This window comes from Bacillus sp. S2(2019) (assembly GCF_005144805.1).
GTDB lineage: Bacteria > Bacillota > Bacilli > Bacillales > Bacillaceae > Bacillus > Bacillus altitudinis.
The window spans coordinates 103,354-119,280 of sequence record NZ_SWFL01000002.1; the positions used below are offsets into that span (position 1 = coordinate 103,354).

General features: G+C 41.9%; 14 protein-coding genes. 1 reads left to right on the forward strand and 13 read right to left on the reverse strand.

Annotation, left to right across the window (positions count from 1 at the left end):
• Window positions 1-2: 2 nt before the first annotated feature.
• The 7 genes from FBF75_RS05705 to FBF75_RS05735 form a co-directional block, all read right to left on the reverse strand.
• Window positions 3-554, reverse strand: a complete 552-nt coding sequence (locus tag FBF75_RS05705; RefSeq protein WP_025207909.1) for a cysteine hydrolase family protein — start codon at window positions 552-554, stop codon at window positions 3-5.
• A 60-nt stretch (window positions 555-614) separates the two neighbouring features.
• On the reverse strand, window positions 615-1,022 hold the full coding sequence (locus FBF75_RS05710; protein WP_007500468.1) for a YueI family protein: 408 nt from the start codon (window positions 1,020-1,022) through the stop codon (window positions 615-617).
• Window positions 1,023-1,049: 27 nt separating this feature from the next.
• Entirely contained in the window at window positions 1,050-1,298 is a 249-nt protein-coding gene (locus tag FBF75_RS05715) for a YueH family protein (RefSeq protein ID WP_008345876.1), read from the reverse strand.
• 94 nt (window positions 1,299-1,392) lie between these two features.
• Window positions 1,393-1,614, reverse strand: coding sequence for a spore germination protein (locus FBF75_RS05720; protein ID WP_076821018.1), 222 nt, complete (start codon window positions 1,612-1,614; stop codon window positions 1,393-1,395).
• 101 nt (window positions 1,615-1,715) lie between these two features.
• The gene (locus FBF75_RS05725; protein ID WP_008345880.1) at window positions 1,716-1,937 is read right to left on the reverse strand and encodes a spore germination protein; all 222 of its coding nucleotides are present in this window, start codon (window positions 1,935-1,937) and stop codon (window positions 1,716-1,718) included.
• A 68-nt stretch (window positions 1,938-2,005) separates the two neighbouring features.
• The gene (locus FBF75_RS05730) at window positions 2,006-3,109 is read right to left on the reverse strand and encodes an AI-2E family transporter (protein ID WP_008345881.1); all 1,104 of its coding nucleotides are present in this window, start codon (window positions 3,107-3,109) and stop codon (window positions 2,006-2,008) included.
• 184 nt (window positions 3,110-3,293) lie between these two features.
• Window positions 3,294-3,530, reverse strand: coding sequence for a YuzF family protein (locus FBF75_RS05735; RefSeq protein ID WP_135226218.1), 237 nt, complete (start codon window positions 3,528-3,530; stop codon window positions 3,294-3,296).
• Between the two features lie 180 nt (window positions 3,531-3,710).
• Here FBF75_RS05735 and FBF75_RS05740 point away from each other — a divergent pair, with 180 nt between their 5' ends.
• On the forward strand, window positions 3,711-5,195 hold the full coding sequence (locus tag FBF75_RS05740; RefSeq protein ID WP_017367965.1) for an esterase/lipase family protein: 1,485 nt from the start codon (window positions 3,711-3,713) through the stop codon (window positions 5,193-5,195).
• On the opposite strand, the gene FBF75_RS05745 is transcribed toward FBF75_RS05740, so the two are convergent.
• From FBF75_RS05745 to essB, 6 genes are all read right to left on the reverse strand, one after another.
• Entirely contained in the window at window positions 5,192-5,725 is a 534-nt protein-coding gene (locus tag FBF75_RS05745) for an HD domain-containing protein (protein WP_007500462.1), read from the reverse strand. The two genes, FBF75_RS05740 and FBF75_RS05745, sit on opposite strands and share 4 nt — an antisense overlap.
• Window positions 5,726-5,869: 144 nt before the next feature.
• Window positions 5,870-6,613, reverse strand: a complete 744-nt coding sequence (locus tag FBF75_RS05750; RefSeq protein ID WP_026050140.1) for a (S)-benzoin forming benzil reductase — start codon at window positions 6,611-6,613, stop codon at window positions 5,870-5,872.
• Window positions 6,614-6,710: 97 nt separating this feature from the next.
• Window positions 6,711-7,208 (reverse strand): type VII secretion protein EssA, encoded by a 498-nt coding sequence (gene essA, locus FBF75_RS05755; protein WP_017367967.1) that lies wholly within the window; start codon window positions 7,206-7,208, stop codon window positions 6,711-6,713.
• Window positions 7,189-10,086, reverse strand: coding sequence for a type VII secretion protein EsaA (gene esaA, locus FBF75_RS05760; protein WP_136944516.1), 2,898 nt, complete (start codon window positions 10,084-10,086; stop codon window positions 7,189-7,191). The genes essA and esaA overlap by 20 nt, the downstream gene beginning before the upstream one ends.
• Entirely contained in the window at window positions 10,083-14,558 is a 4,476-nt protein-coding gene (essC, locus tag FBF75_RS05765; RefSeq protein WP_136944517.1) for a type VII secretion protein EssC, read from the reverse strand. Before essC ends, esaA begins: the two co-directional genes overlap by 4 nt.
• 51 nt (window positions 14,559-14,609) lie before the next feature.
• Complete coding sequence (essB, locus tag FBF75_RS05770; protein ID WP_007500453.1) at window positions 14,610-15,923, reverse strand: type VII secretion protein EssB; 1,314 nt, start codon at window positions 15,921-15,923, stop codon at window positions 14,610-14,612.
• Window positions 15,924-15,927: the final 4 nt, after the last annotated feature.

Genomic DNA, 15,927 nt, shown 5'->3' on the forward strand with positions numbered 1-15,927 from the left:
CCTTACTTAACCACTTTCGCACCAAGCGTATGCTCAAAGTGAGAAAGTGCCCACTCGTGCCCCGCTTCATTAAAACTCGCCACGGCATTCTCATGAATCACAAGTTCAAAGCCTTTATTGTACGCATCAACAGCTGTATGAAGTACACAAATATCGGTACACACTCCGGCTAGGTGAAGTTCAGTGATGCCACGCTCGCGCAGTTTCATTTCTAATTGAGTGCCTGCAAAAGCAGAGTATCTTGTTTTTTCCATATAATAGACATGTTTTAAATGTGTTGACGTGTGAAATAGTGAACTTAGTTTTCCGTAAAGTTCAATTCCTTCTGTCCCGCGAATATTATGGGGCGGAAATAACTTTGTCTCTGGATGATATGGATCTTGCTCTTCATGATGATCGACGGCAAAAACAACAAAGTGTCCTTCATCAATAAATGAAGAAGTGATCTCTGTGATCTTCGACTCAATCGCCTGTCCAGGCTTTCCGCACGTCAGTTTTCCATCGTCTGCAACAAAATCAACTGTATAATCAATACAAATCAATGCTTTGCCCATCCGCATCTCTCCCATATGCTCTTTTGAATCATTATAGCTTATTCATTTCACTAGGGAAACCTATTCAACAGATTCACGAGAAAAAGCTTTTTGAAAAAGCTCATCTTCTATATAGATGTGCTCTTGATTGATCGCATGCGGCACCTCTATCACAAGCCCAAAAGGTGAATGTGACTCGTGATGGTTGACCACTTTAAAAGAACAACCAGCGGCATTTGCCATTTTGACATATGGAGAATAAGAAGCATATGACAATTCACCATTTAAAAGAACAGTGGCCTCTCGGTTTGCCTTCAATACTTGCTCTACCTCTTGATACGATTTATGTCTCGATACTTGTCCTTTTGTCAGAGCGAGAAGTGCACGTTCTCTTAATGAGCCGAGAAACATTCTTCGTTCATCTGGTTTTGTTTCAGCATGTCCAAATATCCCTTGCTGCAAATAAAAGTCTACGGATTCTTCTTTCATTGCTGTGTTCACTCCTGGTTTCTGAATTTACATTTCTGTGACCCAGTGCACAATTTTTTGTGCGAGTTCACGGGCTTCGTCTATTTCTACTCTTTTATTTAAAGATTGTTCTAGTGCTTGCTCAAGCTGCGTTTTTTCGTCTTCATACGCAATAGAAATACTCCATTCCATATCAGGTACAGCGACAAGCGTTTTATATTCTTTTTTATTTTCATGTAAATATACATTGTAGGTTGTTGGTTGCCCGCTTGTCAGATGCGCTTTTCTTATTTTCATTTGACGTGTTTTCCCCCCTTTTTCTTCTTCCTTCTTCTATCCATTGTACCATAAAAAAAGACAGCTTCTGAAAAGGAGACCCTTTCAAAGCTGGCTATGCGTTAAAGCTCTTATGCTGGCTGATCAGGTTTGAATCCCACACAAATGTGACGTTCGGATTGTTGAAAAATTGAACAAAGTCTCCTGCATTATAGGTGCCTGAACCACCAGCGGAATGATCTACACTTTTTGGCGAAATGGCAAACACATCGCCGAAATGTGCAGAACCGTTTCCTATGACACGGTCAATATGAATGGGTCCAACAATTGCTGGCATCTTTCCACCACCTTTACTACCCTCATCATATGCCTAGCGGAACAATACGTGTCTATCCAACATAAAAAAGACAGCTGATATGTCATATGATCAGCTGTCTTTTATGCATTAAATGATTGAGGCTGGCCAAACAGTGTAAAGTCCCAAAGCATGGTGGCATTCGGATCGCTTGTCAGGGACATATAATCACCTGAATTAAAAGCGCCCGCTCCACCGGTCGAGTGATCTACAGCCAAAGGGGCAATGGCGAGAACGTCACCAAAAGTAGCCGAGCCGTTTCCGCCTAAAGACTCAATATGGATGGGTCCAACAATCGCAGGCATCTTCCTTCTCCTCCCTATTCGCTTATGTGAGTTATGTTATGCAAAAAGGGAAAAGTTGTGCATCTGCCCTAAACGTTTAAATGCTGTTCTTTTCGAGAGCGCTGACGCAGCTGAACCAATCTGACAATATTGAGTGTGATGGCTTTCAGCAGCGCATAGACAGGAACGGCAAAAATCATGCCAAGGATTCCGCCAAAACTTCCTGCCCCAATTAATAGCAAGATAATTGTTAACGGATGTGTGTTGAGACGTTTTCCAATGATCAATGGAGAAATGACGTTTCCATCGATCTGCTGAACAACAAGAATGACAATAACAGTCACAACCGCTTTTCCAGGCGAATCAAGAAAAGCAATGAGCACAGCTGGCGCCGCACCAAGATATGGCCCAAGATATGGAATGACATTTGTCACCGCAATAATGATGCCGAGAATGAGCGCATATTTCACACCAATTAATAAGTATCCGATAAAACAAGCAACTCCGACAAATAAACAAACAACGATTTGCCCTTGTATGTAAGCAGCAAGCGTATCGTTTAATTCTTTAAAAATCTTCAATCCTTCCTTACGGTAAGGCATTGGCAAAAATTGAACGAGCTTGTCCGGAAACTTATGCCCGTCTTTTAGCATGTAAAATAAAATGAATGGAACGGTAATGACAGCGAGGGCAATATTTGCAATCACGCCAAACACCGCCGACATACTGGAAGCAATATTTTCCGGTAAATCTTTTAATGTCGAAACGATCGACTGTTCAAACTTCGAAACAGACACATAATCTTGGTTCATCATCCACGTAAATGTTTTAGAATGCGAGAAATCGTTGATAAATTTCTGCATGTCCGTGACATACCCCGGGAAGCTTTTGACAAGTCCACCCACCTGCGTGACAATGACAGGTCCAGCAGCATTGACAACAAACGTGATAAGCCCGATGAATAGGAGATAAATAATCAGAATGGCGAGCGTCCTAGGTATCTTCTTCGACAAAAATCGAACAATCGGATTAAAGATGAAAAAGAGAATACCTGCCAGTAAAATAGGAACAAACAACGTTGAAGCAAATAAAATGATCGGCTGAAATAAAAATGAAACTTTTGTTGATACATACACAATCAGTAAAACCAGTAATATTTGGAATGTCCAAAAATGAACTTTAGATTTTAACAAAGATGCTCCTCCTGTTACGTATTGACCTTATTAAAAAACTACTATTCAACCCACCTTCTGTCAACTGCTTCTTGTTTTAGAACCATATTTTTTGAAAAAAAAAGAACAATTGGTATATCATGCACTTTTTCCAGATATACATTCTGTAAGCATTGAAAAAAGCAGACACCTGTGCGTCTGCTTGTTACACTCTTTCACTGTGATCAGGCATCACCGACACGATTTGCTGGATCCGCACATAAAACACTGATTTTGCCCCCGCCTCAATCACAATATGATCCGGCATCACTTCCTTCAACTTTCCACGTACTGTATCTTTCACTGTTTGAACAATCAATCTCATACCGACTACTTTCTGCAATGTTTGATAAACATATGGATCAACTAATGAAACAAGCTGTGGTCTTCCTTGTTGTGCCATGCTACCTGCCCCTTTACTTGTGTATTTACCCACAGCGTATGCAATGACCCATGTGAGTGTCACTCAGCAAACCCACAACATTATTACCGTATTTTTACATTTCATATTTTTTTACAATTTTTAGAAGTATAATAGATTGGTGCTGCCAACATCTTAAATTATTTGAAGAGGTGAATGATCTTGAAAAAATTAATCTGTATCGTTGCTGTCATGCTCTTACTATCCTCTGCAAGTTATGCGCACGCAGGCACAATTGGAGATGCACCTGGTACACCAGGGAAGTGGTTTAAAGGAGAAGAACCGGTACAAAAAGACCTGTCAAAACCCCCACTTGTTTTTGTTCATGGCATAAACAGTTCTTCCTCCACATGGTCTGATCGAAACGATATGGCAAAACAAGCTGTTCTGAACGGATACGAAAGCGCGTTCATAGATTTGTATCCAGATCAGGACATGAAAAAGAATGGGAAACTATTAGCAGAAAAGTTAAAAGAAATCTATGAATTTTTCGGCAGAAAACTGATCATAATCGGTCATAGTAAAGGCGGAGTGGATACGCAGGCTGCCCTCGTGTATTACAACGCTCATCCATATGTAGAGAAAGTCATCACACTTGGCTCTCCACACTATGGGACGCCGCTTGCGGATTTAGCCTATAGCAAAGGCGGAAGCTGGCTTGCGCAAATCCTTGGACAAAAGAGCGACGCGCTCTATTCTCTGCAAACCGGGATGATGGCAGCTTTTCGAAGTGAAACCGACCAGCTGGAGACGTTCCCTCATAAGTATGTAACCTATTCTGGTTCAGATTGGGGAACCTTTGGCGGAGTGCTTTATTTAGGCGGCATGTATTTAAAAAGCTTTGGTGCAAACGATGGCGCTGTGACGGTCAGCAGCACAAAGCTAGCATATGCAAACAATATTTTAACAGGAAAATGGGATCACTTTTCGATCAAAAACGGCACAAGCATGTTCCCCGTATTTCAGGCACAGCTGCGTGCAAGTACCGCAAGCGCTGAAAGTGAAGACGAACAAGAGCAAGAACCAGTCTCTTCGGAGCTAAATACAAACGTTTATGTGAAAGGTGGAGAAAGTGAAAAGGATAAAACAGAAGCGTTCTATGTAGAGGAAGGAACGAATGGCCTATCGATTCAGTGGTTAAATGAAAGACAGGAAGCCAATCCGGAAATCGTTGCGCCAAATGGAGATGTCTTAACCAATTTGACGACATCCGAAGCATCATTCCCATATGAAGGCGCCTATTCACACCATGTGCAAATCAATAAACCCGTTCCAGGAAAATGGACGATTCGATCAAATTCAGGAAAAAAGGATCCTTATTTGCTACTTGTATCCTTTGATTCACCATTGAATGAAGAAATCAAAATCGCTGCAGCGAAATCAGGAGATGCATCGACACATTCGAGCAAGCTGATTAAACGATTAAGCAAAACTGTAGAGACCACTTATTTTAAAGATGCCGAGTTGGATCATCCACTGAAAACGAGCTCTTCATCTGCCGTTCAATTGAAAAAAGAAGGTGCTTATTCCGTCACGGTTCATTACACAGGTCTCACTGCGTCAGGGACGTCGGCATTTAACCGTACTGTGATCCGCACATTGTATGTGGATCAGCACGGAACGATTCATGGAGATATTCCATATTAAACAGAGCGTTTCATGGGCTGAAGCGCCTGCTGCACCTTCTCATCCAAATCAGCAATTTTTTTGAGCGCAAGTGATTCATCTATTTGTCTGTAATGATGGTGTCCACCAGGCTCTTCGTCCATTTCATCTGCTTTCTTCACAATTTGCTGGAGTGTGTCCTTATGCAGGTCGCCCTCTGGCAAATATGAATCTGTGTGAAGCAAAATCGCAAGGGCAATCTCTTTGGCTGCTTTTGGTTCCTCGCCGAGCCGTATGAGCAGTTTATGTGCCCGCTCTGCCCCTTTAATGGCATGAATATCATTTCGTCTATATGTCTCGTAATCCCATTCTCCGCCTGCTGTATACCATTCATAGTGGCCGATGTCATGCAAGAGTGCTGCTTTCACAGCAAGATCCGGGTTAATCCCCGCCTGCATCGCCAGTTTGAATGCGTGATAAGCACAAGCAATGGCGTGGGCTTTTCCTGAACGATTTAAATATTTTTGAGCGACTGGATGGGTGTAAACATCCATTAATGTAACCTTTCTCATGGAAACCCCTCCTTATCTATATTTTTAGCATCCTAACATATTCTGAAAAGAAACTCAAATGTTCTGTCATATTTCCGATGAGTCTCAAAATTAGCTTATGCTCGATAAGCTGTCTTTGCTTGTACAATACGAAAAAAGCAGCCGTTATGACTGCTTTTTTTCATACTCACGGGCATCGTATACACAACCGCTAGCTGGGTCATCTGCTAGTAGGTCTAGTAAAATACCGGCCACTTCATCTGGGCTCTTTAGCGTACCTGTTTCATGTAATTGCTGAAACCGCTCAATTTGTTCAAAGTCCTGTTTGGAAGATTTCCGAATCTCTCCCTGCATATCCGTATCAATCGTACCGGGTGAAAAGGAAAACGTGGTGACAGGATATGCTTCGTCCTGCTGTTCCTCATGTAAAGTCCTCATAAACATATCAAGCCCTGCTTTTGAACTGCAATAGGCACTCCATCCTTTGTACGGGTTTTTAGCTGCCCCAGAAGAAAGATGCACGATGGTTTTCTTCCCATCAAGAGATTGTGTCTCCCTCACAAACACATGGCTGAGCAAAACAGGGATGACAAGGTTCAGCGTATAATGCTGATGAAGCGTATCCTCTCCGCCTTGCCCTGCACGTTTGATAGGAGTCACCATTCCTGCATTATTGACAAGCAAGATGTCATCAGCGTCTGCGAGAGTTTGCGAGGACAAGATGCCCTGAAGCCACTTTGCAGCCGATTCCTCATCAGTGAGATCAACCTGTGAATGCGTGAGGTGTGGGTGGGATAGTGGCGACTCACTTCTTGCAGCGGTATACACGTTATCCCCACGTGAAAGTAGCTGTTTGACAAGTGCTAAACCAAATCCTTTTGATCCGCCTGTGACGATTGAAATTCGAATGACAATCTCCTCCCTTGATAACACTATTTTAAATAGTGAATCGGTATCACATCAAGCAATCTGCATAAAGAAAAGCCTGCCCTTTTCAAAAGGCAGGCTATTTCTTTTCCGTCTTCACATTCACTTTTGGAATCAGAATGATCATGACAATGATGCCACAGGCGATCAAGATGCCAAAAATGATTGGCAGAAGCGCCGATCTCTGCTTTTCATGATCATCGCCAGAAGGCGTTGATACAGCCGAATCGCTGAAAGAGATATTCATCTCTTTCATCATACGAGCTGGCGTTTTAGGCGGATTTTCTTTCAGATCACTAAAAATTTGTGGCGAAAGTTGACCACCAGAGGTCTTAGGCGGGTCAGCAAAGTGAATGTCCGTTTTGACTTTAGATGTTGTTTTGCTTTGTTCGTATTTCGTTTGATCCCTCAATATACTCGAATTAATATTGAGGTTCTTTTCTTGATATTCATTCGGCTTGACATTCGTATCCGTATCTTCACCTGTAGCAGCAAAAGCAGCAGGACTGAGGAGAAAAAGGGATATGACACCAAGTGCCATCCCTTTGACGAATAGATTAAGCCTCATGAGTGACATCACGTTCCTCTGTTTTGTCTTTCCATAGCTTCTTCACTAGTGGAATGACCATGAACAATATCGTTAAAATCAGTAGCCCTGTGATGCCCATACCGAAGTTGTCTCCATTTCCATATTGGATAGACAGATACACGTCTGTCACTGGATTTGTAAAATGGAAGTTTGGCATGACCAAATCAATTAACGGTGCAACAAAGAAGAATATAAGCGCCGTTGCTGCCATCCATCCGGCAATTGAACCGAAAAGGAAAGCTGTGCGAATAAAGGCAGAGCATGCCACTAGCAGCAAAATCGTAAAGATGGACCATTGAATGGCTTGGTCATCAGCTAGTTTGTAAATGTTGAGTCCAAACAGGCTGATCATGAGCCCGACTAACAGATTTAAAATACCAAACAGTGCACCTTTGACCAGCATTGGCGCTGACGTATAGTACGAGCTAAAAAAGCCAATCAACAAACTGCTGATCATGACAATAACCAAAATGACTACTGGCGGTACAGTCTGCGTTTTTTCTTCTGGCACATCGCCGCTAATTTTCAGCGGATTGGCTAAATGGTTATACACATAGTTGCTGTTGCCTTGATCGTCTAAAGTGTTGCCTAAAATACCCTTCAAATCTTGTTGAACAAGCTTCGTAGAATTGACATTCTTACTCCAGTTTTCGTTCAACGTATCTGCTTTTTCTTGAACGGTTGTGACACTTTCTTCAATATTATTCGTATAATCCGCCACCCCTTTTTGGCGGTCGGTTAACGAACTCATATTTTCAGAAAGACGAAGCACTTCCTGACCAATTGAATCCTGTGCACTCACAACAATCGAACTGCCCGCAAGGTCTGCCGTATACACCGCATCTCCTTGATCAGCCATTTGTTCAGCTACTGTGTCCGCACTTTCAGAAATGGCATTTAACTCCTGTTCCATGCTTGCCTGCTGAGTCGAAATGTATTCTGCGTAGCCATCTGAGAATTTTTGCATCTCATCAATAAAGGTAGACACATCATCATTTGACGTCAGCATTTGATTTTTGAGTGTATCCCAGTTTTCCGTTTCTTCTTTTTTGATGGAAAGGATGGACTGGATTTCATCTCCTTTTGTGTCTAGTAGAGATGAATTGTTTGTTGGTTGATATAGGTTCCCAAGCATCATCTCTAGCTGAGACAGTTGATTGGAGTATTCCATTAACTTTTTGGTGCTTGTTGAATTTGTTTTAAACTCTTGATCAAATATTTTCGTATTCACAGTGTTGCCAATCGGCGAGTTTACTCGTTTCAGCTCTTGCACTTTGTTTAAAATAGAGGATTCCTGATTTTTGATTTCATTCGGAATGACGTTATATCGATCTTGTAACCTTAGAATCATCTTTTCAAGCTTCTCTACTTTTTTCGTGAGGCTTTCAAGCTCCTTACTCATTTGACTTACTTTGTCTTTCAATTGGTCGTTATGAGCGGCCGCTTTTTCTTGAATCTTCTTTTTCACTTCTTCTAAACGATTAGACAGTGCTTTTAGGTCGTCTTTTGATTGATTCGTGCCGCTGTTATCTGGCTGAACAGCATCCTGACCATTTTCACTCTCTTTATCATCTTCATTAGTAGGAGGTGCAGTCTGATCTTCTAATTGATCGGCTAGATCTTTCATTTCCGATGAAATTTGCGAGAGTTCATTTGTTTCATCATCTAAGTTAATGCCAATCTCTTCTGGGTTCTCGTTATCTTGATCTGATTGCCCGTCATCATCAGGATCAGCTGGCTGCTCGGGTGCGTTGATTAGCTCTTGCCTTTTTGCTTCTAGCTTATTCTGCAAGGCGATGATCTTACTTTTATAGGCCTCTAAGTATTGACCTTCATAATTCTTCAACAGTTCTTCTTGAGACGCCTTCACAAGGTCCGTTAATCCCGACGATTGCTTAGGGATTGCGTCTTCTCTTGCCTTTTGAACAGATTGAATTGCGCTGTCCGTTGTTTTGAGCTGACTTTGGACCCCATTGATGTCGGTTTTGAGTCCGCCCATTTGATCGCTAAAGCTGCGGGCATTTTGGTTTTGGATCTCCGCAAGCTGTTTGAGTCCTTGCTGGATTTGTTTTTTACTTGTCGATTGCGCTTTGATCAAGAGATCCTTTTGTTTGTCTTGATACTGCTGATATTGATCGACTACTTTTACGAAATCCTTTAGCTGGCTTTTCGCTTCTTCTGTTGTACTTAAACCGTCTTTATACTGTTTTTGTGAATCGGCCATCGCATTTTTTAGTTCTTGTATTTGTTTCTTCTGCTGCTGGACGGCATCAGATAGTTTGTTTGAATTTGGCTTATAGAAGTTGTACATCGTGTTTTGGAATTCGACCTCTTTGCCAACAATATGCTCAAACTCTTCTCTGACATTGCCGATTTCCTGTGATACAAAACTCCAATATAAAGTCGACATTTGTTCATTCATTTTCTTTTGAGCATTTTCTAGCTCTCTTTGTACTTTTTCTTTATTCACTGCATTGAGCTGATCTTGGATTGAGAATTGGATAGATGCCTTCTCTGGATGATCCTTATCATAGCTCAGCACATTTTTAGAGAAGTCAGATGGAATATAGAGAACTGCATCGTACTTTCTATTTTTCAGGCCATTTTCTGCCGCACTTCGATTGACGACTGTCCATGTGTAATCTGGACGCTCTGATAATGCCGCCACCACATCCTGTCCGAAACGAGCGGTATTTTCACTTTCGCTCGCCCCCATATCCTCATTGACCACGGCTATGTTACGTGTGGCATTCTTTTTCTGTTTTGCCGGATCATCCCCAATGAGATGGAAAAATAGAACCGGCAAGACGAGAATCAGTATCATGGTAGACACGATTTTGATGGAGCTTTTTTGCTGCTCTGTCATTGAACACTCTTCCTTTCTACCGCACATAAAGGAACCTGGATTTTCTTCTCTTTCCCGTTTTCAACCAAATATCCGAAGCCTGGCTGAATCTCTGGTTCTTGTCTTGCATACGGAAGCGGTATGATGTTTTGCTCTGATTTTTTCATCAGTAACATGGCATGACGAACTTGTTTGATTTCGTTTGTGAGTGCATCATAGCCTTTACTGAATTCGGTATGATTTCCTGATGCGATCAAGCTGAAGCCTAAGTGTGCATATGATTTCATGAAATCAGCCAATTGATCTTGAAGACGCGGGTCGATTGTCTGCTGAAAACGCGTAATGCCATCAATCACAAGCACAATTTGAGAGAACGACAACTGATCAGTCTCTCCCCGGCGCACAGCTTCGACGTACATCTCTTCACGCACCTTGAATAAACGATCTATTTCCTCTGCCCATTCTGTGATATCATCCTTTGTTTCAAGGTAATCAATGTTCTCTTCTTTTGCATAATGAGAGAGCCCCCGATCAATCGAATCAAAGACGGCCAGCTTCTCAGGTTTTGCTACTAATAGCTGATCAAGCATCAGTTTGGTCACATTTGTTTTCCCGCGCTGCGTTTGTCCGATAATGAGGCAGTGTTTATTCTTTTTCAAATCAAAGTAAACAGGTGCCACAGATTCCTCATCCAGTCCTACTGGAATGTCATATGGCTGCTTTTGATCGTCTAAACGACTCTCAAGCTCCCAGACCGTCAGCTTATCAGGAAGCATCGGCACAGGTTTTGGTTTTTCAGCTGATTCAAAGCGAGCATCTAGAAGCTGGATCTCTTGTTTTAAATGCTCAAACAATTCGAGATCGTTCTCTCCTTCAACTGGCAGGAACATTTGGGCAAAATAAAGCTCTTCTTTGTTGATAATGACTCGTCCTGGAATTGGCTCTAAGCTGAATTTCGGTCTGCCAATAATGGAGTATGCCTCTCCTTGATCCATTAAGTAATGGACAATCTTTGTTTTCAAGTTGTTCATAAGAGATTGACGGACTGCGTTGACACGAGTCGCTGTGATTAAGAAATAAATGCCTAACGATTGTCCATCACGGCTTAACTGAATAAATTCAGATTCGAGTTCATGCATTTCGTCTTTCACAATGTCAAAGTTGTCAATCACGATAAATATGAATGGAAGCTTTTTCTCATTCAACGCATTATACATTTTGATATGACTCATTTCCTGCTGTCTAAATAAACGCTTGCGATATTCAACCTCTTCACGAAGACGCTTCATCGACTTTTGAATCTTTCTCATTTGATCCATTAAGAAATAATCAGCCGTATGCGGAAGTTTGGCAAGCGGTAGCAAGGTGCCGTTACCGAAGTCATAAATATATGCATGCCATTCTTCAGGTGAATATCTTTCTGCGAAGCTCATAAGCAGTGTTGTTGCAGCAAGTGATTTGCCGTAGCCGGATGAACCGAAGATGCCAATATTTCCATCCTCCATCATTTGATAAGATAGTGGATGCTGGCTTTGCTGATCTGGCTCATCGACAAGAGCGAAATGGAAGACGTGCTCTTCACTTGATGCATAACGTGTTTTTGGAATCCGCTCTTCAAGCGGTGGAAGCCATGGACTCGGAAGCTTTTCAATTCCAAGCTCCTGCTGCATACGTTCAATTTCATCCACAACAGCGGAAATTTCCGTCACTGTCTCTTTTTTCACTGCTGGCTCTGTACTTACCCCTGATAATGGGATCAGTCCAGTGTCCGTTACAATGGCAATGTCATCTTCTGATCCGTAGCCATCTTCCATATACGGTGCACCGCTCCACGCCGATTGGAATAATTCATAGATTTCATTGTTCCCCACTTGTAAATATCCACGACCTGTCACGGTAATCGACGCTGCATCACTATTTTTCAAAATTTCCTTACTGTCTGATGCATCTTGTACCTTTAATGCGACTTTAAAGCGGGAGTTACTCCAAATTTGATCATCAATGACCCCGCCGGGCTTTTGTGTCGCCAAAATGAGATGGACACCGAGACTTCGTCCAATCCGCGCGGCACTGACAAGCTCTCTAATAAAATCTGGCTCTTCACTTTTTAATTCAGCAAACTCATCAGAGATTAAGAACAAATGAGGCATCGCCTGTTCCGCCTTTTTCTCTTTATAGAGTTTCGTATAGTCATTGATATGATTCACATGATACTGATCAAACAAGCGCTGTCTTTTCTTCAGTTCACTTTTAATAGAGGCAAGCGCTCTTTCACTAAAGTTTTTGCTGCCTTCAATGTTTGTGATCGTACCAAGTAAGTGCGGAATATTTCGGAACGGCTGCGCCATTCCGCCCCCTTTGTAATCAATGAGCAGGAACGCCACTTCATGCGGGTGAAAGTGTACAGCCAAGGATAAAATATACGTCTGTAAAAACTCACTTTTTCCTGATCCCGTTGTTCCTGCTAATAGACCATGTGGGCCATGTGCTTTTTCATGCAGATTCAGATCGACAATATCGTTTTTTCCTTTATAACCGATAGGCACAGATAATGACTTTGCTGTTTCAGATGTCAGCCATTTTTCACGAATGCCAATGTCATCTACCTGTTTGGCATGAAACAGGTCAAGGAAGGAGACCGTTTCTGGAATCGAGTTGGTCATCCCGACTTGATGATCTAATGTTCTTAAGGTTCTAGCAAACAGCTCATTGTCCGCTCGCTCATGTGCATCCAGCTGAAATGGAATTCGTACGGCCTTCTTATGCTGAATGAGAATATCTCCTTCTTCTTCGTTAATGTAACGAACAAGCGTTGAAATATTTTCAGCCAAGCTTTCCTTTGTTTCTGCCGCAAAGATAATTGAGATGCCTAAATCCGTCCGGCTGCCTTCTAGGTATTCTAAAATCACATGTTCCGCAATGAGTTCATGGTTTGTCACGATAAACACAAAGTGAGGCGTAAAGATTTTTTTCTCTTTTTCCTCTTCCAGATCACGCTCTCGCAAAATTTCATAAATAGAAGACAATAGCTGATCACGTGTTTGTTCGTTGTATATAAACCCTTTCCCGTATGTATGAGGAAGTTGGAAGTGCGGCAGCCATTTCATCCATTCCCAGTTCTCATACTCCTGTTCATTAAAGATAAAAACAAATCTCAAATCATGATAGCTGTGCGAGAAAGCAAGCTGGCCGACAAGCTGGTGAAGCTCATTTTTGACAATTGCTGGTTTTCCTATTAATCCGGTTGGACCGTCCGCAAGACCGAACGTAATCGGTACATCTTTTACCTCGCGATAGACGTTTTGCATATGCTGGGTTTGTTCCATTAAGTCATCGATGTCACGATTGGCCATATCGCCGCCGCTCGTCGATAATTCATAACTTGAAGGAACTGCACCTGTCCCTAGACGCAGCTGTAAAAAATCATCACTGACAAGCGTCTTTTCCCAAATACGCCCGCTAATTTCTGACGTCAAATATTTCATTTGTTCAAATGATGGATAATGATACGTTAAAATAAATTGTTGACGGTCATACAGCTCTTGCAGCTCTTTCCGCTTATTTTCTAAGTAAAGAGAGTAAACGCGTTGCCGCTTCTCTTCTCGTCTTTTGCGCTGTGATTTCTCTTTAAAATATTGAACGGACGAAGTAATTAACGTCATAATAAACATCGCCATCGACACGACAATAAAGATACCTCGCGGCTGTACTAGGGCCACGATCCCCATGACAATCAGCATGACAAGCGGCGGGAGAACCACAAGCCAAAGTCCTCTGCCGTTATTTTCACTCTCCTGTGAAGGAAAACTGAAAGACACCCGGTCATCTGGCAGATCGTAAATCAAACGCGGTGTTCGTCTGTATAAAGGATATTTTTGTTTCGTTTCGGTACTTGGCGGTCTTGTTTTTTCTAAACGTGTTTGAAATGGTTCAAATGCTGTTACTTGCAATAAATCATCATCTTTCAATGACAGCGTCAAAAGGTTCCAAAACAGCTCATCTCCAGCAAGAAGTTGCTGTGGACCGTGCAGCTGTTTCCCGTTCACATAGATCGTTTCATCTTGGGGAATGACATACCAAGTGCCTTCTATTTTTTCCAACGTGAAGGATTTGGCATCTTGAAACATTGAATGGGCTTGTTCTTTCCACACATCCGCTTCATCTATTTCTTCACTTGAAATAGTCACTTCGACTCTATTTCCTAGGTAATAAATGGTTTGATCATGATGTGAATCCATCAACATGAGTGTGAGTGAACCAACCTGATATGGTTCATGTGGAAGTAAGTGACCTTTCTTTTTTTCGCCCTGATAAAGAGAAAAGCCGTCATTCGTTTCATCTGGAGATAAACGAATCAATCCTTCATCAAACGAAAGGGAAGGAATCGTTACTGTATGCTCTATTTCAGGTCCAATCACAGCTTCCCGGTTGAACTGCTCATCTAAACGGACGGTTTGATAATCTTCCTCATAAAAAACCCATAGAAGACTCAAACGCTCCACCTCCTCATCGGACAGCACCAACTGTCAGTTGTATCGAAAGAATTATTTTTTCTCATCTTTTTTCGTCTGAGAGGTTTTCTTTTTTGCATCAGATTCTTTCTCTTTTTTCTCCTGATCGGCTTTTGACTGCTCTTTTTGTTCAGCTGTTTCATCTGTTTGGCTTGCATCTGAGGAGTCATTGGTGCTCGTCTCCGTTGTTTCTTTTTCTTCATACTTCGCCATTTCCTTAATGATTGGGTCTAGCTGTTTTTGTTTTTCTTCAGCAGATAGGCTGTCGTCATTTTGAATTTCATTGCGGTAGGCGACGAGTGCTGTAAATATGTATCGGTCGTCCCCGAGCACCCTTGCAATATCCAGAGCTTCCTTGCTATTGCCTTGTCCAATATGAATCCAGAACAGGAAGTATTGCGGGTCTGTCTGCAATGTGTACGTATCCGTGATTTCTTTTTTGTGCTGGTCAAGCAATAGATTCCCTTGATTCGTTTGCACATACGAAATGGCCAGTTCATATTGAAGAGAGACTGGCATTTGATCGGCTTTGTATTTTTCGAGCGTATCCACCACTTGGCTGTACTGTTTGTTGAGATAATATTTGTTCGCTTCCACATACGCTTCTTGTTTCGGCATGGCGAAAAAGAACGTGTAAATGGTATACACCAATGCAGGAATCAAAAGAACAAGGAGACCAAGTCCAATGTATCGTTCAATCTTCCATTTCTTTTTTGGAATGGTTAAGAGCGTCTTTTCTTTTGCTTCGATGGCTTCTATTTTTTGTTGAATCAAAGCAGACAATTCTTCCAGCGACTGTGTATCACTTATTTCCTTTGCCTGCTCAGATAATTTCAACGTATCATGATAAGCCAAATATTCTTGAAACTGATATTCATGGTCCACCACTCGAAGAATGACGGCTTTGACCTCTTTTAACAAACGTTGTTGGTCGGTTTCATATGGCGGGATGCTTTCTTTGACCCCGTAATGCAAAAATGCAGGCGCTAAGCCTTGATGAAAAACAATGTTTTCAGGAGAAACAATAGGATGCAGCCGCTTCACGTCGTGTTTGCACACTGCATCGACAAGCTGGTATGAAAAAATCCATTTGCTTTTTTCATCCTTTGCATGGATGAAACGAAATTCCTGATAGGCAGGAGGCGGTTGAATCGAAATGATGACCTCACCTTCGGTTAATTGGATCTCTTTTTTAAATGAAGGATTGATGTCTTTAATCGGTGCCGCTTCTAAACCGTCTAAGAGTTTAATTGTCTCTCTTTGAAAAATGAAGGTGTAAGTGCCTTCCTCTTTTTTCATGACTGCTTCTAATTGTTCTTCTAAATAGGAACTCTTTTTATCTGCCATTTAC